26 protein-coding genes and 1 pseudogene are annotated in these 26560 nt (G+C 72.0%); 7 read left to right on the forward strand and 20 right to left on the reverse strand.

Annotation, left to right across the window (positions count from 1 at the left end; translation table 11 throughout):
- Window positions 1–2434: pseudogene (locus ACIGG8_RS00090) on the forward strand (hypothetical protein); the annotation flags it as partial.
- A 107-nt stretch (window positions 2435–2541) separates the two neighbouring features.
- Window positions 2542–3471 carry a cellulose-binding protein gene (locus ACIGG8_RS00095; RefSeq protein ID WP_030057505.1) on the forward strand — a complete coding sequence of 310 codons (930 nt, stop codon included), beginning with the start codon at window positions 2542–2544 and terminating at the stop codon, window positions 3469–3471.
- Between the two features lie 87 nt (window positions 3472–3558).
- Here the strand turns inward: ACIGG8_RS00095 and ACIGG8_RS00100 are convergent, their stop codons facing one another.
- Window positions 3559–3870, reverse strand: coding sequence for a hypothetical protein (locus tag ACIGG8_RS00100; RefSeq protein WP_350522900.1), 312 nt, complete (start codon window positions 3868–3870; stop codon window positions 3559–3561).
- Window positions 3867–4664: an alpha/beta fold hydrolase gene (locus ACIGG8_RS00105; RefSeq protein WP_396544309.1), complete on the reverse strand. Its 798-nt coding sequence runs from the start codon at window positions 4662–4664 to the stop codon at window positions 3867–3869. The genes ACIGG8_RS00100 and ACIGG8_RS00105 overlap by 4 nt, the downstream gene beginning before the upstream one ends.
- Window positions 4665–4756: 92 nt before the next feature.
- On the opposite strand from ACIGG8_RS00105, the gene ACIGG8_RS00110 reads away from it, so the two are divergent.
- Together ACIGG8_RS00110 and ACIGG8_RS00115 are read left to right on the forward strand one after the other, a co-directional pair.
- Window positions 4757–5761 carry an ABC transporter ATP-binding protein gene (locus ACIGG8_RS00110; protein ID WP_350522902.1) on the forward strand — a complete coding sequence of 335 codons (1005 nt, stop codon included), beginning with the start codon at window positions 4757–4759 and terminating at the stop codon, window positions 5759–5761.
- A 1-nt stretch (window position 5762) separates the two neighbouring features.
- Window positions 5763–6530, forward strand: coding sequence for an ABC transporter permease subunit (locus ACIGG8_RS00115; RefSeq protein WP_350522903.1), 768 nt, complete (start codon window positions 5763–5765; stop codon window positions 6528–6530).
- Window positions 6531–6563: 33 nt separating this feature from the next.
- Here the strand turns inward: ACIGG8_RS00115 and ACIGG8_RS00120 are convergent, their stop codons facing one another.
- On the reverse strand, window positions 6564–6887 hold the full coding sequence (locus ACIGG8_RS00120) for an ATP/GTP-binding protein (protein ID WP_350522904.1): 324 nt from the start codon (window positions 6885–6887) through the stop codon (window positions 6564–6566).
- 391 nt (window positions 6888–7278) lie between these two features.
- Between ACIGG8_RS00120 and ACIGG8_RS00125 the strand changes: the two genes are divergently transcribed.
- The gene (locus ACIGG8_RS00125; protein WP_396544719.1) at window positions 7279–8427 is read left to right on the forward strand and encodes an LLM class flavin-dependent oxidoreductase; all 1149 of its coding nucleotides are present in this window, start codon (window positions 7279–7281) and stop codon (window positions 8425–8427) included.
- Window positions 8428–8542: 115 nt separating this feature from the next.
- Here ACIGG8_RS00125 and ACIGG8_RS00130 read toward each other — a convergent pair whose 3' ends face one another.
- A complete protein-coding gene (locus tag ACIGG8_RS00130) occupies window positions 8543–8935 on the reverse strand; it encodes an SCO5389 family protein (protein ID WP_350522905.1) in 393 nt (130 codons plus the stop codon).
- 490 nt (window positions 8936–9425) lie between these two features.
- Between ACIGG8_RS00130 and nucS the strand changes: the two genes are divergently transcribed.
- Window positions 9426–10085 (forward strand): endonuclease NucS, encoded by a 660-nt coding sequence (gene nucS / locus ACIGG8_RS00135; protein WP_396544312.1) that lies wholly within the window; start codon window positions 9426–9428, stop codon window positions 10083–10085.
- Between the two features lie 4 nt (window positions 10086–10089).
- Here nucS and ACIGG8_RS00140 read toward each other — a convergent pair whose 3' ends face one another.
- The 5 genes from ACIGG8_RS00140 to ACIGG8_RS00160 form a co-directional block, all read right to left on the reverse strand.
- Complete coding sequence (locus ACIGG8_RS00140; protein WP_396544314.1) at window positions 10090–12357, reverse strand: ATP-binding protein; 2268 nt, start codon at window positions 12355–12357, stop codon at window positions 10090–10092.
- Between the two features lie 215 nt (window positions 12358–12572).
- Window positions 12573–12896 carry an STAS domain-containing protein gene (locus ACIGG8_RS00145; RefSeq protein WP_350522908.1) on the reverse strand — a complete coding sequence of 108 codons (324 nt, stop codon included), beginning with the start codon at window positions 12894–12896 and terminating at the stop codon, window positions 12573–12575.
- A gap of 353 nt (window positions 12897–13249) precedes the next feature.
- Window positions 13250–14119, reverse strand: coding sequence for a 3-hydroxyacyl-CoA dehydrogenase family protein (locus tag ACIGG8_RS00150; protein WP_396544317.1), 870 nt, complete (start codon window positions 14117–14119; stop codon window positions 13250–13252).
- 341 nt (window positions 14120–14460) lie between these two features.
- A complete protein-coding gene (locus ACIGG8_RS00155) occupies window positions 14461–15111 on the reverse strand; it encodes a response regulator (RefSeq protein WP_396544319.1) in 651 nt (216 codons plus the stop codon).
- The gene (locus ACIGG8_RS00160; RefSeq protein WP_396544321.1) at window positions 15108–16316 is read right to left on the reverse strand and encodes a sensor histidine kinase; all 1209 of its coding nucleotides are present in this window, start codon (window positions 16314–16316) and stop codon (window positions 15108–15110) included. The genes ACIGG8_RS00155 and ACIGG8_RS00160 overlap by 4 nt, the downstream gene beginning before the upstream one ends.
- 156 nt (window positions 16317–16472) lie before the next feature.
- Between ACIGG8_RS00160 and ACIGG8_RS00165 the strand changes: the two genes are divergently transcribed.
- Complete coding sequence (locus ACIGG8_RS00165) at window positions 16473–17072, forward strand: hypothetical protein (protein WP_350522912.1); 600 nt, start codon at window positions 16473–16475, stop codon at window positions 17070–17072.
- A 9-nt stretch (window positions 17073–17081) separates the two neighbouring features.
- Here ACIGG8_RS00165 and ACIGG8_RS00170 read toward each other — a convergent pair whose 3' ends face one another.
- The 11 genes from ACIGG8_RS00170 to ACIGG8_RS00220 form a co-directional block, all read right to left on the reverse strand.
- Window positions 17082–17654, reverse strand: coding sequence for a cob(I)yrinic acid a,c-diamide adenosyltransferase (locus ACIGG8_RS00170; RefSeq protein ID WP_350522913.1), 573 nt, complete (start codon window positions 17652–17654; stop codon window positions 17082–17084).
- A gap of 127 nt (window positions 17655–17781) precedes the next feature.
- Window positions 17782–18282 carry a DUF2550 domain-containing protein gene (locus ACIGG8_RS00175; RefSeq protein ID WP_350522914.1) on the reverse strand — a complete coding sequence of 167 codons (501 nt, stop codon included), beginning with the start codon at window positions 18280–18282 and terminating at the stop codon, window positions 17782–17784.
- Between the two features lie 148 nt (window positions 18283–18430).
- Entirely contained in the window at window positions 18431–18814 is a 384-nt protein-coding gene (locus ACIGG8_RS00180; protein ID WP_030235805.1) for a F0F1 ATP synthase subunit epsilon, read from the reverse strand.
- Between the two features lie 184 nt (window positions 18815–18998).
- Entirely contained in the window at window positions 18999–20444 is a 1446-nt protein-coding gene (gene atpD, locus ACIGG8_RS00185) for a F0F1 ATP synthase subunit beta (RefSeq protein WP_350522915.1), read from the reverse strand.
- Between the two features lie 2 nt (window positions 20445–20446).
- On the reverse strand, window positions 20447–21361 hold the full coding sequence (locus ACIGG8_RS00190) for a F0F1 ATP synthase subunit gamma (RefSeq protein ID WP_350522916.1): 915 nt from the start codon (window positions 21359–21361) through the stop codon (window positions 20447–20449).
- Between the two features lie 32 nt (window positions 21362–21393).
- Window positions 21394–22968: a F0F1 ATP synthase subunit alpha gene (gene atpA, locus ACIGG8_RS00195; protein WP_396544325.1), complete on the reverse strand. Its 1575-nt coding sequence runs from the start codon at window positions 22966–22968 to the stop codon at window positions 21394–21396.
- Window positions 22969–23124: 156 nt separating this feature from the next.
- Window positions 23125–23940 (reverse strand): F0F1 ATP synthase subunit delta, encoded by an 816-nt coding sequence (locus ACIGG8_RS00200; protein WP_396544326.1) that lies wholly within the window; start codon window positions 23938–23940, stop codon window positions 23125–23127.
- The gene (locus tag ACIGG8_RS00205; RefSeq protein WP_350522919.1) at window positions 23937–24494 is read right to left on the reverse strand and encodes a F0F1 ATP synthase subunit B; all 558 of its coding nucleotides are present in this window, start codon (window positions 24492–24494) and stop codon (window positions 23937–23939) included. Before ACIGG8_RS00205 ends, ACIGG8_RS00200 begins: the two co-directional genes overlap by 4 nt.
- Window positions 24495–24529: 35 nt before the next feature.
- The gene (atpE, locus tag ACIGG8_RS00210) at window positions 24530–24766 is read right to left on the reverse strand and encodes an ATP synthase F0 subunit C (RefSeq protein ID WP_030235786.1); all 237 of its coding nucleotides are present in this window, start codon (window positions 24764–24766) and stop codon (window positions 24530–24532) included.
- A 90-nt stretch (window positions 24767–24856) separates the two neighbouring features.
- Window positions 24857–25672, reverse strand: a complete 816-nt coding sequence (gene atpB / locus ACIGG8_RS00215) for a F0F1 ATP synthase subunit A (RefSeq protein ID WP_350522920.1) — start codon at window positions 25670–25672, stop codon at window positions 24857–24859.
- A 285-nt stretch (window positions 25673–25957) separates the two neighbouring features.
- The gene (locus ACIGG8_RS00220) at window positions 25958–26401 is read right to left on the reverse strand and encodes a hypothetical protein (RefSeq protein ID WP_350522921.1); all 444 of its coding nucleotides are present in this window, start codon (window positions 26399–26401) and stop codon (window positions 25958–25960) included.
- Window positions 26402–26560: the final 159 nt, after the last annotated feature.

Below are 26560 nucleotides of genomic sequence, written 5' to 3' on the forward strand. Positions count from 1 at the left end.
CGAACAGCACGCCACCGACCTCACCGAACGCACCGCCACCGAGACCGCCCAGGTCCGCGCCGCCGCCGACGCCTACGCCACCGAACAGCGCGAGACCGCGGACACCTACGCCGCCGGCGTGCGGGCCGAGGCCGAGCAGGCCGCCGGCGAACTGCGGGCCCTCGCCCAGCGCGAGACCACCCAGCAGCGCGAGACCGCCGAGGCCTACGCCGACCGCGTCCGCACCGAGGCCGAACAGCACGCCACCGACCTCACCGAACGCACCGCCACCGAGACCGCCCAGGTCCGCGCCGCCGCCGACGCCTACGCCACCGAACAGCGCGAGAGCGCGGACGGCTACGTCGCCGAGCAGCGCGAAGCGGCCGACACCTACGCCACCGAGCAGCGCGAGGCCGCCGACGCCTACGTCGCCGAACAGCGCGAGGCCGCCGACGGACTGCTGGAGCGCGCCGCGGCCACCGCCGAGCAGCGCCGGACGGAGGCCGCCAGGGACGCCAAGGCCGTCCGCGAGAAGGCCGCCGCCGAGCTGGCGCTGGCCAACGAGCAGGCCGAGACCGTCCGGGCCGAGGCCGGCCGTGAGCTTTCCGAGGCCCGCGCCACCGCCGACAGCATCCGGGGCGAGGCCGCGGCCGAGCTGGAGCAGGCCGAGGCCGACCGCGCCGAGCTGATCGCCGCCGCGAAGGCCGAGGGCGCCGAACTGGTCGCCGTCGCCGAGGAGGAGGCCGCCGAGGTCCGCCAGTCGGTGGCCGGCATGCACGAGGCCGCCGCCGAGCAGATCGCCGCGCTCAGGGCCACCGCCGAGCAGGAGGCCGCCGAGGTCCGCGAGGCCGCCGAGCAGGCCGCCGCCGAGGTCCGCGACCTCGCCGAGCGCGAGACGACCGAGCAGCGCGAGCTCACCGACCGGGAGACCGCCGAGCAGCGCGCGACGGCCGAGGCGTACGCCGCCGAGGTCCGCGACCTCGCCGACCGCGAGACCGCCGACCTGCGTGCCCGCACCGAGGCCGAGACCACCGCCCTGCGCGAGCAGACCGAGCTGGAGCTGGCCGCCGAGCGCGAGGCCGCCGAGGCCGAGCTCGACCGGCAGCGCGCGGAGGCCCACGCCTACGACGAGCAGCTGCGCACGGACGCCGAGGCCGAGCTGCGCGCCGCCCAGGAGACCGCCGAGCAGCTGCGCATCGACGCCGACGCCCAGGCTGCCCGTACCGTCGCCGAGGCCGAGGCCCGGGCCGCCCGCACCGTCGCCGACGCCGAGGAGCTGGCCGCCGGGCTGCACGCCGAGGCGGAGGAGTACGCCCTCGCCACCCGCACGCTGGCCGACGAGTACGACAGCGCCACCCACGCCCGGGCCGACGCGTACGACGCGGAGACCCGGGAGGCCGCCGAGCAGTTCGACAAGTCCACCCGCGAGCGGGCCAAGTCCGTCCTGGAGAAGGCCTTCGCCGACGCCGAGGCGCTCGGCGAGGACGCCCAGACCACCGCGCTGGCCACCACCGCCGCCGCCGAGGAGCAGGCGGACGCGATGGTCGCCGCCGCCCGCAAGGAGGCCGACCGGCTGGTCGCCGCCGGCGAGGCGGGCGGCCTGGCCGAGGTCGAGAAGGGCCGCTCGGACGCCGACGCGCTGCTCGCCGAGGCCCGCCGGGACGCCACCGGGATCCGCGAGCGCGCCGAGGAGCTGCGCGAGCGCACCGACGCCGAGGTGGAGGCGCTGCACGAGCGCGCCCGCAAGGAGAACGCGGCGGCCATGAAGTCGGCCGGCGAGCGGGTGGACGCGCTGGTGACGGCCGCCCAGGAGCAGCTGACCGAGGCCGAGGAGCAGGCGGTGGCCACCGTCGCCGAGGCCGAGGACCGCGCCGCGGCGCTGGTCGCCGCCGCCGAGGACCGCGCGAACGAGCTCACCTCGGAGGCCTCCGCCGAGGCCAGCAAGGTCCGTCTCTCGGCGGTCCGCAAGGCCGAGGGCCTGCTCAAGGAGGCGGAGACCAAGCTCGCCACCTCCACCGACCGCGCCGAGGCGCTCATCGAGAAGGCGGAGGCGAAGCTGCAGTCGGCCGAGGCCGAGGCGGAGGAGCGGCTGGAGCGGGCGGCGACGGAGGCGGAGAAGCGCCTGCGGGACGCCGAGGAGACCGCGGACGAGCAGGTCGAGCTGGCGAAGGCGGAGGCCGAGCGGCTGCTCGCCGAGGCCAAGGCCGAGGCGAAGCGGGTCACCGACGAGGGCCGGCGCGAGCTGGACGAACTGGTGCGCCGCCGCAAGGACATCAACACGGAGATCTCCAGGGTGCAGGACGTGCTGTCCGCACTGGAGGCCTTCGAGGCGCCTGCGCCGGTCGCGCAGACCAACGGGGGAAGCAGCAAGAAGGACGGGGGCGCCAAGGCCGGTGCCGGAGTTGGCTCCCCCCGGTCGGGTGGCAATCGCTCCAAGAACGCACCACCCGATTGAGCGGACATTGTCCGCGAGAGAACGGCATTTCGCCGTCGACACTCCGGTACCGTGTCAGGATTCCCTCAACCACCTCAGCGGTTTGACGACAGGAAGCCCAGAACCCCATGAGCGACAGTCACTCCCCTCACGGCTTCGACCTGGTACGCCGTGGGTACGAGCGCGCCCAGGTCGACGAGCGGATCACCAAGCTGGTGGCCGACCGTGACAGTGCCTTGACCCGGATCAGCGCGCTGGAGAAGCGGATCGAGGAGCTCCACCTGGAGACCCAGACCGCCCAGGCGGCGGTCGTCGAGCAGGAGCCCTCGTACGCCGGTCTCGGTGCCCGGGTCGAGAAGATCCTGCGGCTCGCCGAGGAGGAGGCCAAGGACCTGCGCGACGAGGCGCACCGCGCCGCCGAGCAGCACCGCGAGCTCGCCGAGGCCGCCGCCCAGCAGGTCCGCACCGAGGCCGAGAACTACGCCAAGGACCGCAAGGCCAAGGCGGAGGACGAGGGTCTGCGGATCGTCGACAAGGCCAAGAGCGACGCCGCCCAGCTGCGCGCCGAGGCCAACAAGGACGCCCAGAACAAGCGCGAGGAGGCGGACGCCCTCTTCGAGGAGACCCGCACCAAGGCCGCCCAGGCCGCGCTGGAGTTCGAGACCAACCTGGCCAAGCGCCGCGAGCAGTCCGAGCGCGACCTGGCCGCCCGTCAGGCCAAGGCCGAGAAGCGCCTGGCCGAGATCGAGCACCGGGCCGAGCAGCTGCGCCTGGAGGCCGAGAAGCTGCGCACCGACGCCGAGCGCCGCGCCCGCCAGACCGTCGAGACGGCCCAGCGCCAGTCCGAGGACATCGTGGCGGACGCCAACGCCAAGGCCGACCGCATCCGCAGCGAGTCCGAGCGCGAGCTGGCGGCGCTCACCAACCGCCGCGACAGCATCAACGCCCAGCTGACCAACGTCCGCGAGATGCTGGCGACGCTGACCGGCGCGGCCGTGGCCGCCGCCTCGCTGCCGAACGACGACACCATGGGCGTGCCCGCCCAGCAGTCGCGCTGACGCAGCTCCGCACCTGACGGCCGGCAGGCCCTCACCCGCCCGGGTGAGGGCCTGCCGGCTGTCGTGCCGTCATCACCCCGGGCGGTTCTACCGGGGGTAGGCGCCGTCCGGTCGCTGGTGCCCGCTGCTGAGCTGGTTGCCCTCGTCGTCGGAGACGGTGCCGAACCAGGAGGTGCACCAGACCGAGACCGAGTCGGGCCAGTACTGCACCTCGAAGGGGTGGCCGGAGCCGTGGTCGCCGTACGAGGTGACGATGAAGGTCTCCCCCGGGCGCATCCAGTAGTCCTCGCCGAGCGGTTCCAGGGTCAGCTCGACCAGCCCCTCGCTCCGGTTGGTCACGGGCATCCGGCCGCTCACCTCCAGCGCCGAGAAGTCCCAGGCGGCCGCGTCCTCGTTCATCCGGCGGCCACCCGCCGCAGCAGGGCCCGGACGGCGGCGTCGAAGGCCTCGGGCGCCTCCAGGGGGCTCAGGTGGCCCACCCGGGGGATGACGGTCAGCTCGGCGTCCGGCCGGGCCCGCAGCATCAGTTCGGCCTCCTCGGGCGCCACCAGGGCGTCCTGGGCGCCCGCCACCACCGCGACCGGCACCCGCAGCCCGGCGAGCACGTCCAGGGAGTCGGGGCGGGCCGCCATGGCCCGCAGCGCCCAGGCGACGGAGGCCGGCGAGGCGGCGGCGACCATCGACTGCACCCGCTCCACGAGGTGCTGCGAGTCGGGCCCGAGCTGCCCGGCCGCGACCTGCTCGTCCAGCAGCAGCTGCACGCTGTCCCGCGCGGTGACGGCGGCGGCGATCCGTTCCCGGTTGACCCGGACCGCGTCGCTGTCGGCGGTGGCGCGGGTGTTGGCGAGCAGCAGACCGGCCAGCCGTCCGGGGTGGCGGCGGGCGAAGGCCAGCGCCACGTAGCCGCCCATCGAGATCCCGCCGACCACCGCGCGCTCGATCCCGGCCGCGTCCAGCAGCAGGGCGAGGTCGTCCGCGACCGCGTCCAGCGAGGGCGTGTCGGCACCCAGCTCGGTGCCGCCGAACCCCCTCTGGTCGGGGGCGAGCACCCGGGCCCCGTCCCCGGTCAGGCCGGGCAGCGCGTCCAGCTGGGACGACCACATCGAGGCGTTCAACGGATAGGCGTGCAGCAGCACGAGGGGTGTTCCGGTACCGCTCTCGCGGACGGACACTGCGGCGGGGAGCTCGGTCATGCGCCCACCGTATTCCGGCACGCCCGATGAACCCACTCAGCGGGCCGCGATATCCCGTTTGTCCTAGCCTGACAGCGAGTAAGGGAGCGCGAATGATCGAGTTGCACGACCTGACAAAACGTTACGGCAAGACGCTCGCGGTGGACCGGCTCAGCTTCACCGTCCCCCGGGGCGTGGTGACCGGCTTCCTCGGCCCGAACGGCGCGGGCAAGTCCACCACCATGCGCATGATCCTCGACCTCGACCGCCCGACCGGCGGCCGGGTCACCATCGACGGCAAGCGCTACGGACAGCTCAGCGAGCCGCTCAAGTACATCGGCGCGCTGCTGGAGGCCAAGGCCGTCCACCCCGGCCGCACCGCCCGCGACCACCTGCTCTGGCTCGCCCAGAGCAACCGCATCCCGGAGCGCCGGGTGGACGAGGTGCTCGCCCTGGTCGGCCTCACCCCGGTCGCCCGCAAGCGGGCCCGCGGCTTCTCGCTCGGCATGGGCCAGCGCCTGGGCATCGCCTCCGCACTGCTCGGCGACCCGGAGATCGTCATGTTCGACGAGCCGGTCAACGGCCTGGACCCGGAGGGCATCCTCTGGATCCGCAACCTGATGAAGCGCCTCGCCGGCGAGGGCCGGACGGTCTTCGTCTCCTCCCACCTGATGAGCGAGATGGCCGTCACCGCCGACCACCTGGTGGTCATCGGCAAGGGCCGGCTGCTCGCCGACCTGCCGATGCCGGAGTTCATCCGGCGCAACTCCCGCTCCGCCGTACGGCTGCGCAGCCCCGAGCCCGAGCGGCTGCTCGACCTGCTGGCCGGTGCCGGCCTGCGGCACGAAGCCGGCCCGGACGGCTCCTACGAGGTGGTCGACGGCGACCTCGCCCGGCTCGGCGACCTGGCCGCGGCGAACGGCGTGGTGCTGCACGAACTCAGCCCGCAGCAGGCCTCGTTGGAGGAGGCGTTCATGCAGATGACGGCCGACTCGGTGGAGTACCACGCGGGCGACGGGCCGGGCCTGGACGCGGCCGGCGCGCCCGGCGCCTGGGGCGCCGGCTGGAAGGCGGACGGCGCCCGGCCGGCCGCCGCGGCACAGCAGGAGGAGAACTGAGATGGCGTCCTACCCGGCGATCCTGCGCTCCGAGTGGACGAAGATCCGCAGCGTCCGCTCGACGGTCTGGACGCTCGCGCTGACCTTCGTCGTCACCGTCGGCATCGGCGCGCTGCTGTCCCTGCTCACCAACAACAACTTCACCGAGTTCCGCCGCAACGAGCAGACACCGTTCGACGCCACCGGGACGGCCTTCGCCGGCATCATGCTCGGCGAGCTGGCCATCATCGTCTTCGGCGTGCTGGCGATCGGCAACGAGTACAGCAGCGGCATGATCCGGGTCACCCTGGCCGCCGTCCCGCAGCGCGCCACCCTGCTCGGCGGCAAGGCCGCGGTCCTCGGCGCGCTGGCCCTGGCGGTCTCGCTGGTGACGGCCTTCGTCACCTTCTTCGTCGGCCAGTCGCTGCTCGGCTCGCACTCCACCACGATCGGCGAACCGCACGTGCTGCGCGCGGTGTTCGGCGCCGCGCTGTACCTGACGATGCTCTGCCTGTTCTCGGCCGGCGTCACCACGATGCTGCACAACCAGACGCTCGCGCTCGGCGTGCTGGTGCCGTTCTTCTTCCTGCTCTCGCCGATCCTCTCGGCGGTGCCGAAGGTCAAGACCCTGGCCCACTACTTCCCCGACTACGCGGGCTCGCGGATGCTGCTGGTCTACGAGCAGCACGGCCAGCCGTACGGTCCGTGGGCCGGTTTCCTCATCTGCCTCGCCTGGACCGCGGCGGCCCTGGTCGGCGGCGTGCTGGTGCTCAAGAAGCGCGACGCGTGAGGCGGTTCGGCAGTCCCGGCCCGGCCGGGGCCGTCAGTACCGCGGAGCGCCGCGGCCTCGCAGGACGTTGGAGGCCCGGCGCTCCCGCGCTCCCCAGCACGCGCGGTGCCAGTGCCGCCGGTCGTCCACCCCCGCGCCGTGCATCGGCCAGGCCACCACGTGGCCCACGCCCGACGGGATCTCCTGGTCGCAGCCCGGGCAGCGGTAGGCCCGCCCCGACGTCCCGGCGACCGTCTGGACCACCCAGTCGTCGCCCTGGTAGCTCTCGGTGCGGCGCAGCGAGCCGCCGAGCGGGGCGGCCGGCTGGCTGCTCTCGCGGGGGGCGGCGCTCTTGATCCGGTTGCGGCGCGGCGACACGGCGGACTGCCTCTCTTCCGGGGGCTCTGGGCCGTTCCAGCCTACGGCCGGCGGGCCCCCCGAACGGCCACTATCACGGGTCCGCCCGACACTCCGGTCTTTTTACCGAGATCCACCCGATCATCAGGGAAATTCGGGGTTCGGCGTGCCATTGGCACATGACATCCGATACCCACAAGGGGTAGAGGCGGGGCTCGCAGACCCTGCGCGCACCCGAGGAGGCCCAAGGATGACCAAGACCGGCGCCCGTGCCGAGACCCTTCGACCCGTCGGGGTCCGGCCGCCGGCCCCCGGCCCGACGCTGGCCACCGTCCCGCCGGTGACGGCCGTCGCGGGCGATCCGCTGCCCGCGACGCAGCGCGCGGGGGCCCTGTCGGCGGACACCGCGCCGGTGCGGGTCGGCCTGTTCCTGCTGTCCGCGCAGTTCCCCGGGCAGAGCCACGGCGAGGCGTTGGAGCGCACCGTCCGGTCCGCCGTCGAGGCCGAACGGGCCGGCCTGGACAGCGTCTGGCTGGCCGAGCACCACTTCGTCCCGTACGGGGTCTGCCCGGACGCCGCGACGCTCGCCGCGCTCCTGCTCGGCCGCACCCGCCGGATCGGCGTCGGCACGGCGGTCAGCGTGCTGTCGACCCGCCACCCGGTGGCGCTCGGCGAGCAGGCCGCGCTGCTGCACCTCACCTCCGGCGGGCGCTTCACGCTCGGGGTGGGGCGCGGCGGGCCGTGGATCGACCTGGACGTGTTCGGCGACGGCGTGGACGCCTTCGAGAGCGGCTTCCCGGAGCGGCTGGACCTGCTGCTGCGCTGGCTGCGCGGCTCCCGGGTGGGCGCGGACGGCCCGCAGTTCAGCTTCCCCGAGGTGGCGGTGGTGCCGCGGGCCGCCGAACCGCTGCGGCGGCCCGGTCTGGGCAGCTGGCTCGGCCTCGGCGAGCAGGCGGGCCCGGTGCGCTTCCCGCGCCAGCGCCAGGACGACGAGGGGCTCGGCGAGGAACTCACCGCCACCGGACGGCCGGTGGCCGGCCCGCCGGTGGTGGTCGCCTGCACCTCCCCGGGCGGGGTGAAACTGGCCGCCGAGCGCGGACTGCCGATGCTGCTCGGCATGCACTCCGGGGACGACGACAAGGTGCGGATGCTGGAGCTGTACCGCTCCGCCTGGCTGGCCGCCGGGCGCAGCGAGGAGCAGCTGCGCCGGGTGAGCCGCCGGCACGTGGCGGCCGGGGTCGCGCAGGTCGACGACCGCGCCGCGGCGGCCCGCACCACCCTGCTGAACGCGATGCCCGGCTGGTTCGAGTACGGGCTCGGCGCCCACCGCACCGTGGACGGCCGCGAGCGCAAGATGCGCGACGCGCACCAGTACACCGAACTCCTCTGCGACCTGCACGCGGTGGGCACCCCGCGGCAGTGCGCCGACCGGCTGCTGGCCACCGCCGAGCGGACCGGCATCCGCCGCTTCGCGCTGCTCGCCGAGGGCAGCGGCGACCACGAGGCGACCCTGCACAACATCGCCCGGCTCGGCTCCGAGGTGCTGCCGCAGCTGGGCTGAGGGGCGCGCCGGGGCGGGCCCCCACCGCCGGGCCCGGGCCGCCGCCCCTCCCCCCGCACCGGGGGACGGGGGCGGCCGGCGCCGCGGTGGCACCGCGTCGGTCGGTTGCCGGGGCTCAGCAGTCCCGCAGTTCGTCGGACTGGTTGAGCAGCTGCTCCCGGACGGAGGTGAAGCGCGTGAACCGTGCGTCGTTGGTCTCCGACGGCAGGAACACCGCCACCCGGTGACAGTTCTGGAAGGCCAGCCGTACGCCGAAGTGGCGCTGCAGGGCGCCCCGGATGGCATCGCTGGCCAGGGCGCGCAGCAGCTGGCCGCGGGCCTGCTCGCTGGGCGGCGGTACCTGGTTGTCGGCGAAGTCGGTGCCGTCGACCTTGGCCTGGGCGACCAGCGAGCTGATCAGCTCCCAGGCGTACGGCAGCGAGACGCGGACGCAGTCGACGAATTCCCGCTCGTCGACCTCGCCCCGCTCAGCCTTTTCCAGCAGGGCCGGTGAGACGTCGAGCGACATGGATTCTCCTCTCGCGGTCCACCCGCGCGGCGCCCGGGTGGTCGTGCGTAGTCCAAGCTCAGTGAGGGTGGGCGAATCGCGTGTGGTGTCCGGAACACCGTGGGACGGGGGCTGCCGGCACCTTCGCGACCAGCGGCGGCGGTACGGGACGTGACGTCCCGAACACCGACCGCGCTCAGAACAGCGTGGCAGTCAACGGCGGAGCAGGCCGGTCTTTCCTGGGGATTGCTCCGGAAATACGGTGTGGTGCACCAGATTGGCCGGATCCTGTCGGATCGTTCATCTGAAGTCTCCATCCCCGTTGACAGCGATCCCGCAAGCGTGCCGTCACACACCGTAGCGACCGGACGGGACGGGCGCCAGACCGCGGCGGGCAGGAGACGAACAGGAGCGGAATCGCCGGACCTCAATGTTCGCGGGGTTCGCGCTTTCTTCACCCCGTCGTCGCGGAATCGCATCAACTGGCCCCGGTGGGCTAGCGTGGTCGACCGTGCGTCTCGTAATTGCCCGCTGCTCAGTCGACTATGCCGGTCGGCTCTCCGCCCATCTGCCCTCCGCCACCAGGCTCATCCTGGTCAAGGCCGACGGCAGCGTCAGCATCCACGCCGACGACCGCGCCTACAAGCCGCTCAACTGGATGTCCCCGCCGTGCGTCCTCAAGGAGGCCGACGGGGTCTGGGCGGTGGAGAACAAGGCCGGCGAGAAGCTCATCATCACGCTGGAGGAGGTGCTTCACGACTCGTCCCACGAACTCGGGGTGGACCCGGGGCTGATCAAGGACGGCGTCGAGGCACACCTCCAGGAGCTGCTCGCGGACCGGATGGAGGTGCTCGGCAGCGGCTGGTCGCTGATCCGCCGCGAGTACCCGACCGCGATCGGCCCGGTGGACATCCTCTGCCGCGACGCCGACGGCACCACGGTGGCCGTCGAGATCAAGCGCCGCGGCGAGATCGACGGCGTCGAGCAGCTCACCCGCTACCTCGAACTCCTCAACCGGGACCCGCTGTTGGCCCCGGTCAAGGGCGTCTTCGCCGCGCAGGAGATCAAGCCCCAGGCCCGCGTGCTGGCCACCGACCGCGGCATCGGCTGCGTGGTGCTGGACTACGACGAGCTGCGCGGCATCGACGACGACAAGCTCAAGCTGTTCTGACCGTTCAGGTCCCGGGGACGGCCGGAGCGGCCGGCCCGGTCGGGCTCTGCGACGAGGACGGCGAGGTCGTCGGGCTGCTCGGGGGTGTCACCGGCGGCGTCGTCGGGCTGGTCGACGGTGTCGTCGGCACCGTCGTGGGGCGGCTGGTCACCGGCTTCGGCGGCTGCGACTGACCCGGGACGGTCGGTTGCGGCTGTGGCTGCGGCTGCTGGGCGGTCGGCGACTCGCTCGCCCCCGGCGAGGAGCTCGGCTTCCTGGTCGGCGAGGCGCTCGCCGAGTGCGAGGCGCTGCCGCTGACCGACGGCACCGGGCTGCCGCTCGACGCCGTCGGGCTGCCCGGCACGGTGCCGGGCGCGCCCGGGGAGACGCTGCCGGAGGGCTGCGGGAACGGCGCGTCCTGGGTGCCGCCGCCCTGGTCCATCCGGCCGCTGTGCGGGTCGTTCGAACGGTGCTCGTCCGGCCCGGTGAGGCTCATCGCCACCGCCGTCCCGAGCACCCCCATGGTCAGCACGACCGTGGAGACCACGGCGACCCGCCGCCGCCTGCTGGACTTCAGCCGGGCCGGCACCCTGGCCGCGATCTTGCGGATGACCGGCGCCCGGCTGGACACCGCCGGCGCGGCGGCCGACAGCTGCCGCCCGTCGGCGCGCAGCAGGTCGAGCATCCGGCGTGCGGAGGCCACCCCGCGCTGCTCCCCCGCGGACGCCCGCAGGGTGAGCGCGGTCTCCAGCTCCGCGACGGCCCTCGACGGCTGCCGGACGCAGATCGCGTGCACGCCCGCCTCGTGGTGGAACCAGGCCTGGTCGCTCGCCGAGCCGGCCCGGCGGGCCGCCTCCTGGCCGAGCTGCAGCACCCGCTCCCAGGCGCCCCAGCGCAGCGCCAGCGCCAGCGCGGGCGCCGCCGCCCGGGCCAGCCGGACCACCGCCTCGTGGCGTCCGGCGTTCCGGTCGGCGAGCAGGACGCCGATCACCACCTCGGCCTCGGCGGCGATCTGCTCCAGCGTCACCGAGCTGTGCCCGACCCACCAGGCGAAGTGCTGGGCGGCGCCGTCCACGCAGCCGCGGGCCGGCCAGTCCGGGGCGAGCAGGTCGAGCGCTCCGGCGGTCAGCCGGTGGTGCCCGCCGATGGACACCGTCAGCCCGGCGTCGGAGAGTTCGGCGAGCGCGGCCTCGCCCAGGCCGACGTCGATCAGCGCGGGCAGGTGCGGCGCGGTGGGGCACTCCCCGCCGAGGGCGACGGCGAGCCGCAGCACGGCCTGCGCGGGCTCGCTCAGGCCCTCGGCGAGCCGGACCGCGGGCGAGGCCGTCTCCGCGACGGAGGGCAGCGGGACGGTGCGGCGCAGCGCGTCCTCCCGGACCGCCGGGTCGGGGTCGCGGACGGGCCCCTCGACCGCGCCGAAGACGTCCATCCGGTCGTCCTCGGCGGCGACCAGCGCGTCCACCGAGACGTCCCGCTGGCGCAGCAGTGCGGCGGCCTGGACGAAGCGCAGCGGCAGGCCCTCGGACTCGAACCAGAGGTCCACCGCCCAGGCCTTCTCGGCGACGTCCAGGGGGCGCCCGGCCAGCCGGGCGGTGAGGGCGAGGCAGGCGGAGCGGGAGAGCCCGGCGACGAGGTGGTCCCGCAGCCGGGAGCCGGCCGGCAGCGGCGGGCTGTCCGGGGCGGCCGCGACCAGGAAGGCGCAGCCGGGGGCGACGGCCGGCAGCTGCTCCAGCTCGGCTTCGGAGAGTTCGGCGGCGTCGATCACCACGACCGCTCCGACCTCGGCGAGGTGGACGGCCAGCTGGTCCGGGTCGGGACGGTAGCCGGGGGCGTGGTGGGTGGCCGCGAAGAGGTCCTGGAGCAGGTCGGCGAGGGTGCGGCGGTGGCCGCAGAGCTGGACGACACCGCCGGGGGCGAGGTCGGCGGCGGCCTCGGCGACGGCCGACAGCAGTGCGCTGCGACCGGAGCCGGCCTGGCCGACCAGGCGTATCGAGCGTCCTTCGGAGAGCAGGCCGAGCAGTTCGGCGATGTCCGCCTCGCGGTCCAGCAGCGGCAGGTCGGCCGGGCCGGCGCCGAGTGCGAGCGGGCCGACCGCGCGGCCGACGCCGCCGGCCGGGCCGCGGGCGGGTTCGCTGCGCTCGATCCGGCGCGGGCGGGGCCGCCACTCCTCCGGGCAGGGCCTGGCCTCGGAACCGTCCGGGGCGCCGACTCCCACCAGCAGGCCGCCGGAGACCAGTTCGCCGCCGCGGGTGCGGACGGCCTCCTGCCGGAACTCCCCGGATGGCTGTGCCACGTTCTGCTCCGCATCGTGCTCGGCCGTCGGCGCCCCGGGCCGGTCGGCTGACGTCTCCCGGTCGTGGCCGCGGGCGGTCTGGGGCAGCCCCGGCGGCCGTTTCTGACGGGCAGACTCTTGCACATCCGGGCCCGCCCTTGCAGGGCGGTCCGGGTCGGGGGACCGTCGTGAAGCGCTGACCAGGCACGTTGCGGGGACGTACGGCCCGCGGCGTGCTACATGGCGATGCCGTGCGCCTCGGCGACGCCGCCGTCGACGGCCAGGATGCGGTGCAGTTTGGTGGCCACCAGCAGTCGTTGGAGCTGGGCCGGGACGGAGCGCAGCACCAGTCGGCGGCCGATCCGGCCGGCCCTCCGGTGGGTTCCCATGATCACGCCGAGGCCGGTGGCGTCCCAGAACTCCAGTCGGGCGAGGTCGAGCACGAGGTCGCCGAGGCCGCCGTCCACGGCCTGGTGCAGCTTGGCCCGCGCGTCGGCGGCGGTGCGCACGTCGAGGCGGCCTTCGATGGCCAGCGCCGTGTGGTCGCCGGTGATGCGCATGCTCTCCTCCTTCGCCTGGACGGCCTGGTGCGGGTGGGGCCGACCCGGCCGGACCGGGTGCGGGAGCGGAGTGTGCGTCCGGGCGGGCCGCGGCCCCACGCCCGGATCCGGTCGGAAGGCCGGGTTCCCCCATCTGACGGCGAACCTGCTCCGCAGGTTGCTGGTTCCGGCCGGATCTGAAGCAACTTCACTCGTCCGAGGGAATATACGCAGGAAGTCTCCACACCTACGCTCGATTACCGCCCAAATCACCCGTCTGCGGCACCCGGCGTGAGGAAACTCACCCGACCCGGCGGAGCGGGCCGCGCGACGCTCCGATCGCACGGCCCGCCGGGTCGTTCAGCCCCGTCGGCTCACTTGCCTTCGTACGGGTAGAAGCCGCGGCCGCTCTTGCGGCCCAGGTCACCGGCGGTGACCATGCGGGCCATGATCTCCGGGGCGGCGAACTTCTCGTCCTTGGTCTCGGTGTAGATGTTGTGGGCGGCGTGCAGCAGGATGTCCACGCCGGTCAGGTCGGCGGTCTGCAGCGGACCCATCGCGTGGCCGAAGCCGAGGCGGCAGGCGGTGTCGATGTCCTCGGCGGTGGCGACGCCCGACTCGTACAGCTTGGCGGCCTCGACGACCAGCGCGGTGATCAGGCGGGTGGTGACGAAGCCGGCCACGTCGCGGTTGACCACCACGACCTCCTTGCCGACGCCCTCGGCGTAGGCGCGGGCGGTGGCCAGCGTCTCGTCGCTGGTCTTGTAGCCGCGGACCAGCTCGACCAGCTTCATCATCGGGACCGGCGAGAAGAAGTGGACGCCGACGACCGACTCCGGGCGCTGGGTGGTGGCCGCGATCCGGGTGATCGGGATGGCGGAGGTGTTGGAGGCCAGCACCGCACCGTCCTTGGCGAGCTTGTCCAGCTCGCGGAAGACGGCCTCCTTGACGTCCAGCTGCTCGAACACGGCCTCGACCACGATGTCGGCCTCGGCGACGGCGCCCAGGTCGGTGGTGGTGGTGATCCGGCCCAGCGCGGCCTCGGCGTCCTCGGCGCTCAGCCGGCCCTTGGCGACGAACTTCTCGTACGAGGCGCGGATGCCCGCGAGGCCGCGCTGCAGCGCCTCCTCGGTGACGTCCCGCAGCACCACCGGGTGGCCGGCCTGCGCGGACACCTGGGCGATGCCGGCGCCCATCAGGCCGGCACCGATCACGGCGATCTGCTTGCTGGACGCATTGCTCATGGCTTGGTCTCCCGATGCCGTCGCCGCCCCGCGGGCGGGCCCTGAAGGCGGCTCAGGGCAGGGGTGACCGCCGTGGAGCCGCATCGCTCGATCTTCCTGCCTCGCCTGCGCTCGGCAGTCGCTTGCGCGGAGCTCGCTGCTTCGTTCGTTCACTCGCTCCGCTCGCTCACGCGGACTCTAGTGCCCGAATCCCCCACGCAGTAGCAATCGGGAGTGTGATCTGCAACCGACCTGGTCAGCCGCCCGGGTGACCGGTCGGAGCCCGTCGGCCGAACGCCGGGAAGCCCGGACGCCCGGACGCCCGGACGCCCGGACGCCCGGACGGTCAGATGGTCAGATGGTCAGATGGTCAGGCCTAGGTCCTGGGCCAGGATCGCCGCCTGCACCCGGTTGCGCAGGCGCAGCTTCGCCAGGATCCGGCTCACGTGCGTCTTGGTGGTCGCCTCCGCCATCGCCAGCCGGGTCGCGATCTCCCCGTTGGACAGCCCGGCCCCGATGCAGGCCAGCACCTCCCGCTCACGGACGGTCAGCCCGGACACCGCCTCCCGGGCCTCGGGCCCGACCGGCCGCTCCGGACGGGCGAAGGCGCCGATCAGCCGCCTCGTCACCGAGGGCGCCAGCATGCCGTCCCCGCGCGCCACCGTCCGGATGCCCTCGATCAGGGTGTCCGCCTCCAGGTCCTTGAGCAGGAACCCGGCCGCGCCCGCCCGCAGCGCGCCGTAGACGTACTCGTCCAGGTCGAAGGTGGTCAGCACGAGCACCTGGCCGGCCCCGGCGGCGACCACCTCGCGGGTCGCCGAGACGCCGTCCAGCCGGGGCATCTGCACGTCCATCAGCACCACGTCGGGCCGCAGCTCAAGCGCCAGCCGGACGGCCTCCTCGCCGTCGGCGGCCTGCCCGACCACCTCGAACTCCGGCTCGGCCCGCAGGATCATCACCAGCGCCGCCCGCACCGCCGCCTGGTCCTCGGCCACCAGCACCCGGATCGTCATGCCCGCCCCTCGCTCCCCTGCGTGTGCGGCAGTACCGCGCGCACGCTCCAGTACCCGTCCTTCGGGCCGGCCTCGAAACTGCCGCCGAGCAGCCCGACCCGTTCCGCCATGCCCACCAGTCCGGCCCGGGCGCCGGGCAGTTCGCGGCCCGGCTCGCCGCGGTACGGGCTGTCGACCGCGATCCGCAGGTCCTGCGGCCCGAACTCCAGCCGCAGCCGCACCAGTCCGGGCCCGGCGTGCTTCAGCGCGTTGGTCAGCGACTCCTGGACGATCCGGTACGCGGCCAGCCCGACCGGCACCGGCACCTCCCCGCGCTCGCCGTGCTCGGCCAGCTCGAACTCCAGCCCGACGTCCTGGCCGGCCGCCCGGGCCTTGGCCAGCAGGGCGTCCACCGCGGCGAGGTCGGGCGCCGCGTACGACTCGTCGACCTCTCCCCCGCCGCTGTCCCGGAGCAGTCCGATCATGCGACGCATTTCGGCCAATCCCTGGACGCTGTTCTCCCGGATCACCGCCAGCACCTCCACCAGCGGGTCGTCCGCGGGCAGGCTCCGGCGCTTGGCGACGGACTGCGCGCCGGTGGCGTGGATCGCGATCGCCGACAGGTGGTTGGCCACCACGTCGTGCAACTCCCGTGCCATCCGGGCCCGTTCCGCGCCGACGGCCTCGCGCCGGTCCATCTCCGAGAGCAGCGCGGTCTGTTCGGCCCGCAGCCGCTCGGCCTCCGCCTCCTGCCGGTGCTTGCGCACCACGTCGCCGGTCCACACCGGCGCCAGGAAGACCAGCGAGCTGAGCACCGCGACCAGCAGCCCGGACGGGGTGCCGGCGGCGTACCAGGCCAGGCTGGAGAGCACCAGCACGGTCGAGCCGCCGGTCAGGTGCAGCACCCGCGACATCCGGCGGGTGCCGTAGATCACCGCGGCGTACAGCAGATCGGTGTACATGATCAGGGTCGCCAGCAGGCTGCCGGTGAACAGGCTGGCCGCGAAGGCCAACCCGCCGAGCGACACCGCGAGCACCGGCCTGGTGCGCCGGCACAGCTCCAGCCCGGACATCACCAGCATCGGCAGCACCACCGCCCACAGCTGCACGTGGTCGGCGTTGTCGTACACCCGGAAGACGATCAGCACGGTGCCGCCGAGCAGCCCGCAGAGGGCGATCAGCTGGTCCTGCCGGCGCGGGGAGAGGGACGGGACGGGAACGGGCACGCCCCCATCCCACCATCCCCGGCGGACCGTCCGGCTCCGGTCCACGGAGGAGCCCGCTACATCGAAAGATGCAGACCGGGACGGCACCGCACGACGACGACACGGGCGCACCCGCGCACGAGGCTGGACACACCGCCGAACGTCCGGGAGCAGAACGTGATCGTCACCCTCATCGTCGCGGCCGAGATCTCCTGGTGGATCGTCCTCGGCCTGGCCCTCTCCACCCGCTACCTGCTGCGGTGGCGCCGCACCAGCACCGTCCTGCTGCTCGGCCTCCCGGCCGTCGACCTCGCGCTGTACGCGCTCACCGTGCTCGACCTGCGCGGCGGCGCCGAGGCGAGCTGGACGCACGCGCTCGCCGCGAGCTACGCCGGGTTCTCGGTCGGCTACGGCCCCTCGTTGGTCCGCTGGGCCGACCGGCGCTTCCAGCACCGCTTCGCCGGCGGACCCAAGCCGCTGCCCTCGCCGAAGTACGGCCCCGAGCGGACCAGGCACGAGTGGCAGATCGCCGGCCGCACCGTCGTCTCCGCCGCGATCACGCTCGGCCTGATCACCCTGCTCGTCCCGCTCTCCGCGGGCTCCGCCCACTACGGCACGTTCCTGCAGTGGTACCTCAAGCTGGGCATCGCGGCCGTGGTCAACGTGGTCGTGGCCGGCTGCTACTCGCTGTGGCCCAAGGAGGCGCCGGCCGGCGTCCTGGTCGAGAACGGCCGCGTGGTGGAGCCGGAGAAGGCCCCGGCCGAGTCGTCGCGCTAGCGCGCGCGGCTAGCGGTTCTCGCCCGGCACCCAGAGCACGTCGCCGCGCTCCTTGTTGGCGACCCGGGCCAGGATGAACAGCAGGTCGGACAGCCGGTTGAGGTACTTCGCGGTCAGCGGGTTGACGGTGTCCCCGTGCTCCGCGATCGCCGCCCAGGTCGAGCGCTCGGCCCGCCGCACCACCGTGCAGGCCAGGTGCAGGTGGGCCGCGCCGGGCGTGCCGCCGGGCAGGATGAAGCTGCGCAGCTTCTCGACCTGCTCCAGGTAGTGGTCACAGTCCTGCTCCAGGCGGTCGACGTAGGACTGCAGCACCCGCAGCGGCGGGTACTTCGGGTCCTCCACCACCGGGGTGGACAGGTCGGCGCCGACGTCGAAGAGGTCGTTCTGGACCCGCACCAGCACCGCCGCGACGTCCTCGGACAGCGCCCCGACCGCCAGGGCCACCCCGATCGCCGCGTTCGCCTCGTTGGCGTCCGCGTAGGCGATCAGCCGCGGGTCGGTCTTGGTGGTCCGGCTCATGTCGCCGAGCGCGGTGGTGCCGTCGTCGCCGGTACGGGTGTAGATGCGCGTCAGATTGACCATGCGGCCACCCTAGCCCGCGACGTTAGGCGGCGTTAACCCCGCGGGTCTCGTCGCTCTCATCGCTACGCGACGTTGACCTCCCCCCAGCCTCCGGCCGGGGGGACCCCCAACCCCGAGGGTCTCGTCGCTACGCGACGTTGACCCTCTGCCCGGGCGGGGCCGCCTCCAGCCAGGCCAGGAAGCCGGTCAGCGCGTCCTCGCTCATCGCCAGCTCCAGCGGCTCCCCGCTGTGCAGGCAGCGCAGCACCACCGAGCCGGAGAGCAGCGCCAGCTCCTCCTGGCCCTCCGGGTAGCGCCGGCCGAGGACCTCGATCTCCCGGCGCGGCAGCACCTTGCGCGGCCGCGGGGCGTACGAGAAGACCCGGAACCACTCGATCGAGTCGCCGCTGTACCGGCCGATACCAAAAACCCACCCCTTGCCGTCGGTCGGGGGGACCGGGGCGGAGGTGGGCTTCCCGTTCTCGTCGAGGTCGGGCTGCGTCGAGGCGTCGGCGGGCATTTTGAGCCGGTAACTGCAGTCGAACGTTCCGCCCACCCGCTGGATCAGCCGGCGGCGGACGGCGAAGGCCACCAGGCCGATCACACCCAGGGCCACGACCGCCGCACACACCACAAGCGCGAGGACCATGCTCACCTACCTCCTCGCTACCCGCGTTCCCCGTAGCGGTCGTATCAAGCGACCGCGCTGACCTACCAACTACGACGACAGTCCCGGGGTCACGCTCACGCGTCCCCGGGACCGTCGGTCGACCCCGCTAAGCCGGGGTCCGGCGCACTCAGGCGTGGGCCTTGAGGCCGCGCGCCGCGAACAGACGGACCTCGGCGCGCCGCTCGGCGTGCTCGTCCAGGCCCGACTTGGCCTTCTCCAGTGCGCGCTCGGCACGCGCGACGTCGATCTCGTCCGCCAGCTCGGCGATCTCCGCGAGCAGAGACAGCTTGTTGTCGGCGAAGGAGATGAAGCCGCCGTGCACCGCGGCGATCACGGTGCCGCCGTCCACCGTGCGGATGGTGACCGGACCGGTCTCCAGCACGCTCAGCACCGGGGTGTGGCCCGGCATGATGCCGGTGTCACCGGAGGCCGTACGGGCGACGACGATGGTGGCCGCACCGGACCACACCTTGCGGTCGGCTGCGACCAGCTCGACGTGCAGCTCAGCCAACGTGGGCTCCTAGGCTCATGCAACGCCCGATTACTCGGGAGTTTCGGTAAGAATAACGGCCCCGCACCCTCGGCATGAAACCGGCGGCACGGATTTGACCGGAATCACAGCCGATGCGACGCGAGGGGTGGTCCCCAGGCTCGGGGGCCACCCCTCACGGTCACTCAGCTGCTACCGGCCGCGATTACTTCTTCGCCAGCTCGGCGGCGTTCTTCTCCAGGTCCTCGATGCCACCGCACATGAAGAAGGCCTGCTCCGGGACGGAGTCGTACTTGCCGTCGGCGATCGAGTTGAAGGCCTCGATGGTCTCCGACAGCGGCACGGTCGAACCCTCGACGCCGGTGAACTGCTTCGCCACGTAGGTGTTCTGCGAGAGGAAGCGCTCGATGCGACGGGCACGGTGCACCGTGATCTTGTCCTCTTCGGACAGCTCGTCGATGCCGAGGATCGCGATGATGTCCTGGAGGTCCTTGTACTTCTGCAGGATCCCCTTGATACGGATGGCCGTGTCGTAGTGGGTCTGCGCGATGTACCGCGGGTCGAGGATGCGGGACGTGGAGTCCAGCGGGTCGACGGCCGGGTAGATGCCCTTCTCCGAGATCGGGCGCGACAGAACGGTGGTCGCGTCCAGGTGGGCGAAGGTGGTGGCCGGGGCCGGGTCGGTCAGGTCGTCCGCGGGGACGTAGATCGCCTGCATCGAGGTGATCGAGTGACCGCGGGTCGAGGTGATGCGCTCCTGCAGGAGGCCCATCTCGTCGGCCAGGTTCGGCTGGTAACCCACCGCGGAGGGCATGCGGCCGAGCAGGGTCGACACCTCGGAACCGGCCTGGGTGAACCGGAAGATGTTGTCGATGAAGAGGAGCACGTCCTGCTTCTCGACGTCACGGAAGTACTCCGCCATGGTCAGCGCGGACAGCGCGACGCGCAGACGGGTGCCCGGCGGCTCGTCCATCTGGCCGAAGACCAGCGCGGTCTTGTCCAGAACGCCCGAGTCGACCATCTCGTCGATGAGGTCGTTGCCCTCACGGGTGCGCTCGCCGACGCCGGCGAACACCGACACACCACCGAAGTTCTCGGCGACGCGGTAGATCATCTCCTGGATCAGAACGGTCTTGCCGACACCGGCACCACCGAACAGACCGATCTTGCCACCCTGGACGTACGGGGTGAGCAGGTCGATGACCTTGATGCCGGTCTCGAACATCTCGGTCTTGGACTCAAGGTCCTTGAACTCGGGGGCCTTGCGGTGGATCGGCCACCGGACCTCGACCTGGGAGTCGAACTCCGCCTGGTCGACGTTCAGCACGTCACCGAGGGCGTTGAACACCTTGCCCTTGGTGATCTGGCCGACCGGCACGGAGATCGCGGCACCGGTGTCGGTGACCTGCGAACCGCGGACCAGGCCGTCGGTCGGCTGCATCGAGATGCCGCGGACCATGCCGTCGCCGAGGTGCTGGGCGACCTCAAGGGTCAGGGTCTTCTTGCCCGTGCCGTCGGGGTTGTCCACCTCGACGTGCAGGGCGTTGTACATGTCCGGAATCGCGTCGACGGGGAACTCCACGTCGACGACCGGGCCGATGACCCGCGCGACGCGGCCCGTCGCCGTGGTCGGCTCAACAGTGGTGGTCATACTCATTCGCTCCCGCGGCTCGCGTCAGCGAGCGCGTTGGCGCCACCGACGATCTCGCTGATTTCCTGGGTGATCTCGGCCTGACGGGCCGAGTTGGCAAGCCGCGTGAGCGACTTGATGAGCTCGCCGGCGTTGTCCGTCGCGCTCTTCATCGCACGGCGGCGGGCGGCGTGCTCGGAAGCGGCCGACTGCAGCAGCGCGTTGTAGATCCGGCTCTCGACGTACCGCGGCAGCAGCGCGTCCAGGACGCCCTCCGCCGACGGCTCGAAGTCGTACAGCGGGAAGATCTCCGACTTGGCCGGCGACTGGTCGCTGAGCTGGACCTCGTCCAGCTTCAGCGGCAGCAGCCGGGCCTCCACCGCGTTCTGCGTCAGCATCGACACGAACTCGGTCGAGATCAGGTGGAGCTCGTCCACGCCGCCGGTCTCGGCCGTGAAGGCCTCGATCAGGTCGGCTGCCACGGTCTTCGCGTCACCGTAGGTCGGCTTGTCCGAGAATCCCGTCCACGAGTCCGCGATCGTGAGATTGCGGAACGTGTAGTACGAGACACCCTTGCGACCGATGATGTACGTCACCACGTCCTTGCCCTCGGACCGCAGGCGCTCGGTGAGCGTCTGGGCGGCCTTGATGGCGTTGGTCGAGTAACCGCCCGCCAGGCCGCGGTCCGCCGTGATCAGCAGGACGGCGGCGCGCGAGGCGTTCGGGTTCTCGGTGGTGAGCGGGTGCTTGGCGTTGGACCGGGTGGCCACCGCCGTCACCGCCCGGGTGAGCTCATCGGCGTACGGAGTGGAGGCGGCCACCGCGCGCTGCGCCTTGACGATGCGCGACGCGGAGATCATCTCCATCGCCTTGGTGATCTTCTTCGTCGCGGTGACAGAGCGGATCCGGCGCTTGTAGACCCGAAGCTGTGCTCCCATGGGTCGTTACGTCCTTTCCCTCGCTACCGGACTCAGGCCTGCTCGGAGAGCAGCTTGCCGTCAGCGGTCTGGTAACCCTGCTTGAAGGCCTCGATCGCGGTGGTCAGCGCGTCGACGGTGCCGTCGGCCAGCAGACCGGTCTCGACGATGCCGGCCAGCAGGTCCTTGTGCTGCAGGCGGACGTGGTCCAGGAACTCGCGCTCGAAGCGACGGATCTCGGCGACCGGGACGTCGTCCATCTTGCCGGTGGTGCCGGCCCAGATGGAGACGACCTGCTCCTCGACCGGGAACGGCTGGTACTGGCCCTGCTTCAGCAGCTCGACCATGCGCGCACCGCGCTCCAGCTGGGCCTTGGAGGCCGCGTCCAGGTCGGAACCGAAGGCGGCGAAGGCCTCCAGCTCGCGGTACTGGGCGAGGTCCAGACGCAGGCGGCCGGCGACCGAGCGCATGGCCTTGATCTGGGCGGAGCCACCGACGCGGGAGACCGAGATACCGACGTTCACGGCCGGGCGGATGCCGGCGTTGAACAGGTCGGACTCCAGGAAGCACTGGCCGTCGGTGATGGAGATGACGTTGGTCGGGATGTACGCCGAGACGTCGTTGGCCTTGGTCTCGATGATCGGCAGACCGGTCATCGAGCCGCCGCCCAGGGCGTCGTTCAGCTTGGCACAGCGCTCCAGCAGGCGGGAGTGCAGGTAGAAGACGTCACCCGGGTAGGCCTCGCGGCCCGGCGGGCGGCGCAGCAGCAGGGAGACGGAGCGGTAGGCCTCGGCCTGCTTCGACAGGTCGTCGAAGATGATCAGGACGTGCTTGCCGTCGTACATCCACTCCTGGCCGATGGCCGAACCGGTGTACGGGGCGAGGTACTTGAAGCCGGCCGGGTCGGAGGCGGGAGCAGCCACGATGGTGGTGTACTCCAGCGCGCCGGCCTCCTCCAGGGCGCCGCGGACGGACGCGATGGTGGAGCCCTTCTGGCCCACGGCGACGTAGATGCAGCGGACCTGCTTCTCCGGGTCGCCCGAGCGCCAGTTGTCACGCTGGTTGATGATCGTGTCGACGGCCACCGCGGTCTTGCCGGTCTGGCGGTCGCCGATGATCAGCTGACGCTGGCCGCGGCCGATCGGGGTCATCGCGTCGATGGCCTTGATGCCGGTCTGCAGCGGCTGCTTGACCGACTTGCGGGCCATGACGCCGGGGGCCTGCAGCTCCAGGGCGCGACGGCCGGTGGCCGCGATCTCGCCGAGACCGTCGATCGGGTTGCCCAGCGGGTCCACGACGCGGCCGAGGTAGCCGTCGCCGACCGGAACCGAGAGGACCTCGCCGGTGCGGCGCACGGTCTGGCCCTCTTCGATGCCGCCGAACTCACCGAGGACGACGACACCGATCTCGCGGGTGTCGAGGTTCAGCGCGAGGCCGAGGGTGCCGTCCTCGAACTTCAGCAGCTCGTTCGCCATGACCGAGGGCAGGCCCTCGACATGCGCGATGCCGTCCGCCGCGTCAGTGACCTTGCCGACCTCTTCCACAGAAGCGGCGTCCGGCTGGTACGACTGGACAAAGTCGGCCAGCGCGTCCCGGATCTCCTCCGGACGGATCGTAAGCTCCGCCATCAGGCTTCCCTGCTCTCCTAGTTTGCGATCCTCGGCCCGCCATTGAGGGCCGCAAGTATTCGACTCTCGGCCGGGTCTTTCGAACCGGCCGTACGATTTGCCGGCTCCTTGGGGAGCCGGTTTCCCGACCGAGGGTCGGATGTGCTGCTTCGGTGCTCAGCCTTCGAGCGACTGGCGAGCGCCCTCAAGGCGGCTCGACACGGTGCCGTTGATGATCTCGTCGCCGATCTGCACCCGGACACCGCCGACGACCTCGGGGTCGACGTCGATGTTCAGGTGGACCTGGCGGCCGTACATCCGGCCCAGAGCACCGGACAGGCGCTCCTTCTGGGTGTCCGACAGCGGCACCGCGGTGGTGACCAGGGCCACCACGCGGCCGCGGCGAGCGGCGGCGAGCTTCGAGTAGGACTCAAGGCCCTGCTCCAGGCTACGGCCACGCGGCGCGTTGACGAGGGCGGTGACCAGCCGGACGGTGCCGGCGTTGGCGCGGCCGCCCAGCAGCTTCTTGATCAGCTCGGCCTTGGCGACGGCGCCGGCCTTCGGCTCGGTCAGCGCGGCGCGCAGCTCGTGCGAGCCGCTCACCACCCGGCCGAAGCGGAACAGCTCGTCCTCGACGTCGTCCAGGGAGCCGGCCTTGTCCGCGGCGATGATCTCGGCGTACGCGGCGAGTTCCTCGGTCGCGTCCACCAGGTCGCGCGAGCCCGACCAGCGGGAGCGGACCAGACCGGAGACCAGGTCGACGGCCTCGCCGGAGACCTGGCCGGTCAGCAGTGAGGTGACCAGCTGGGCCTTGTCCTGGCCCGACCGGGACGGGTCGGTCAGGACACGGCGCAGCGAGACCTCACGGTCCAGCACGGCCGTGATGGCGGTGAGCTCCTCGGCGAGCTTGGCCGCGTCCACCGAGGTGGAGTCGGTCAGGCTCTCCAGGTTCTGCCGGCCCGCGGCGAGAGCCTCGCGGCTGGCGCCGATCACTTGGCCGCACCCTGAGCAACGGCGGCCTTGGCCTCCAGCTCGTCCAGGAAGCGGTCGATGACACCGCTCTGCCGGGCGTGGTCCTCAAGGGACTCGCCCACGATGCGGGACGCCAGCTGGGTGGCCAGCGAGCCCACGTCCTGGCGCAGGGCGGCAGTCGCCTGCTTCTTGTCGGCCTCGATCTGGGCGTGACCGGCCGCGACGATGGCCTCGCGCTGGCGCTGGCCCTCCTCGCGCATCTCGGCGAGCTGGGCGGCGCCCTGCTCGCGAGCCTGCTCGACGATGCGGGCGGCCTCGTGGCGCGCCTCGGCAAGCTCGGCACGGTACTGCTCAAGCACGGCCTGGGCCTCGGCCTGAGCGGCCTCGGCGCGCTCCATGCCGCCCTCGATGGCATCCCGGCGCTCCGACAGCACCTTCTCGATGCTGGGGAGGAGCTTCTTGCCGAGGAGACCGAAGACGATGAAGAAGCAGAGCAGGCCGATAACGATCTCGGGCCAGTTGGGGAGGAGCGGATTCATCTGCTCCTCGGCCGCGAGCGTGGCCGCGATGCTCATATCTGGACCTTCCTCAGAAAGGGGCTACGGCGAAATTACTTGCCGGTGCCGAAGACGAACGGCATGACGATGCCGATCAGGGCGAGCGCCTCGGTCAGCGCGAAGCCGATGAACATGTTGGAACGGATCAGACCGGCAGCCTCGGGCTGACGGGCCATGGCCTGAACGCCGTTGCCGAAGATCAGACCAACGCCGATGCCGGGGCCGATGGCCGCGAGGCCGTAACCGACGGAGGCGATGGAACCGACGACGCCCTCAGCGAGCATGCTCATTGCGATTGTCCTTTGCAGGGGTGGTGAACCGGTGGTGATTGGCCACCGGGCGTTCCGGGGGGTGGTTCACGGGAGGCCAGGGCCTCGGGCTCAGTGCGCCTCTTCCAGGGCACCGGCGATGTAGCTGCTGGCCAGCATCACGAAGATGTAGGCCTGCAGGAACTGGACCAGCAGCTCGAAGGCGGTCAGGCCGACGGCGACGACGAACGAGGCCGAGCCGTACAGCGCGCCCAGGGTCGGGCTGAGCAGGTACCAGGAGGCGACGGAGAACATCACGATCAGCAGGTGGCCGGCGAACATGTTCGCGAAGGCTCGGACCGCGAGCGTGAAGGGGCGCACGAAGATGTTCGAGAAGAACTCGATCGGCACCAGGATGAACATGACCCAGCCGGGGATGCCCGACGGCCAGCAGAGGTTCTTCAGACCGCCGACGAAGCCGTGCTTCTTGAAGGTCAGCGTCATGTAGGTGACCCACACGACCGCCGCGAGGCCGGCCGGGAACGCGATCGCCGCCGTCACGGGGAACTGCGCGAACGGGATGACCGACATGATGTTCATCAACCAGATGAAGAAGAACATCGAGACCAGCATCGGGACGTACTTCTCGCCCTTCTTGCCGATCGTCTCCAGCACGATGGAGCGCTTGACGAAGTCGTAGCCGATCTCACCGACCAGCTGCAGCTTGCCCGGCACCAGGCGCGGCTTGGCGAACGAGGCCCAGAAGAAGACGACCACCAGCACTGCGACGACCATCGACAGCAGCATCGGCTTGTTGAAGTAGAAGCTGCCGATGGTGAAGATCGGCTTGAAGTCGAATTCGTTCAGACCCGGAGCCGGGAAGCCACAACCAGCGTCCCCGAAGTGGCAACTGCCTGAGGCGAGGTACGACGTGAGTTCAGCACTCACCACGGACTCCTTCGTCGTGACGCATGGATACGGCACCCTCGGTGTGTCGGCGTGGCCTTGGGCCACGGAGCGGCACTGGAACTTGATGGGTTTCTCGCCGACCCCGCGCGACGGCGCTCTGCGCGACTGCGGGATCATCGAAGACTGCGCGGGTCCGGGGGGCGATCGGTCCGCTCTGCGGACAGACCAGGCCTCTTCCCGAACTCCGTTGTTGCGACGGACGATAGCAGGCCGTCAGTGCGGCATAAACACCGCCCCCCTCGTTGGAGGGACAGTTGGGCCTCGTCACTGTTGACGTCCCGAGTCCGAGGGCTTGTCGCCCTTCTTTTCCGAGGCGTCGGTGTCGACGTAGAAGGTCTTGGCCTTGAGAGCACCGCGCACCTGGAAGCCCGTCCAGATCAGGGCGCAGCCGAGCAGGGTGAAGGCGAAGGCCTGCCGGTTGAACAGCTCGGTGTTCTTGAAGATCGCGAGCACGATGCCGACCAGCAGGATCTGGGTGGTGTACACCAGCAGTCCGGCGGCCATCAGGATGTGCGGGTTCGACCTGGTCAGCCGGTCGAGCGCGACCTGGCCGAAGCTGAAGAAGGCCATCACGAGCAGTGCGCCGAACAGGGCGCCGAGCAGGCCCTTCCCGCCGGCGACAGCGAACGAGATCGCCATGGCGATGATCCCGGCGACCGCAGTGGGAATCGCGGCGCCTCGGAGGATCCGGGCGTCGGTGGACGGCATGTCGGCAGCTCCGGCGGCATGTCGATGTGGCGGGGGACGGGCACAGATGGTGGCGGGTGACACCGGACCGAGGCATCGCCGCCGGGCCGCCCGCGAGGACGGCGGGCCCGTCGAAGGAGACCGACAGGGACGGAAGTCATCCACCTGTCAGGTCTTTCG

The organism is Kitasatospora sp. NPDC085464, assembly GCF_044541955.1.
Taxonomy (GTDB): Bacteria; Actinomycetota; Actinomycetes; order Streptomycetales; family Streptomycetaceae; genus Kitasatospora.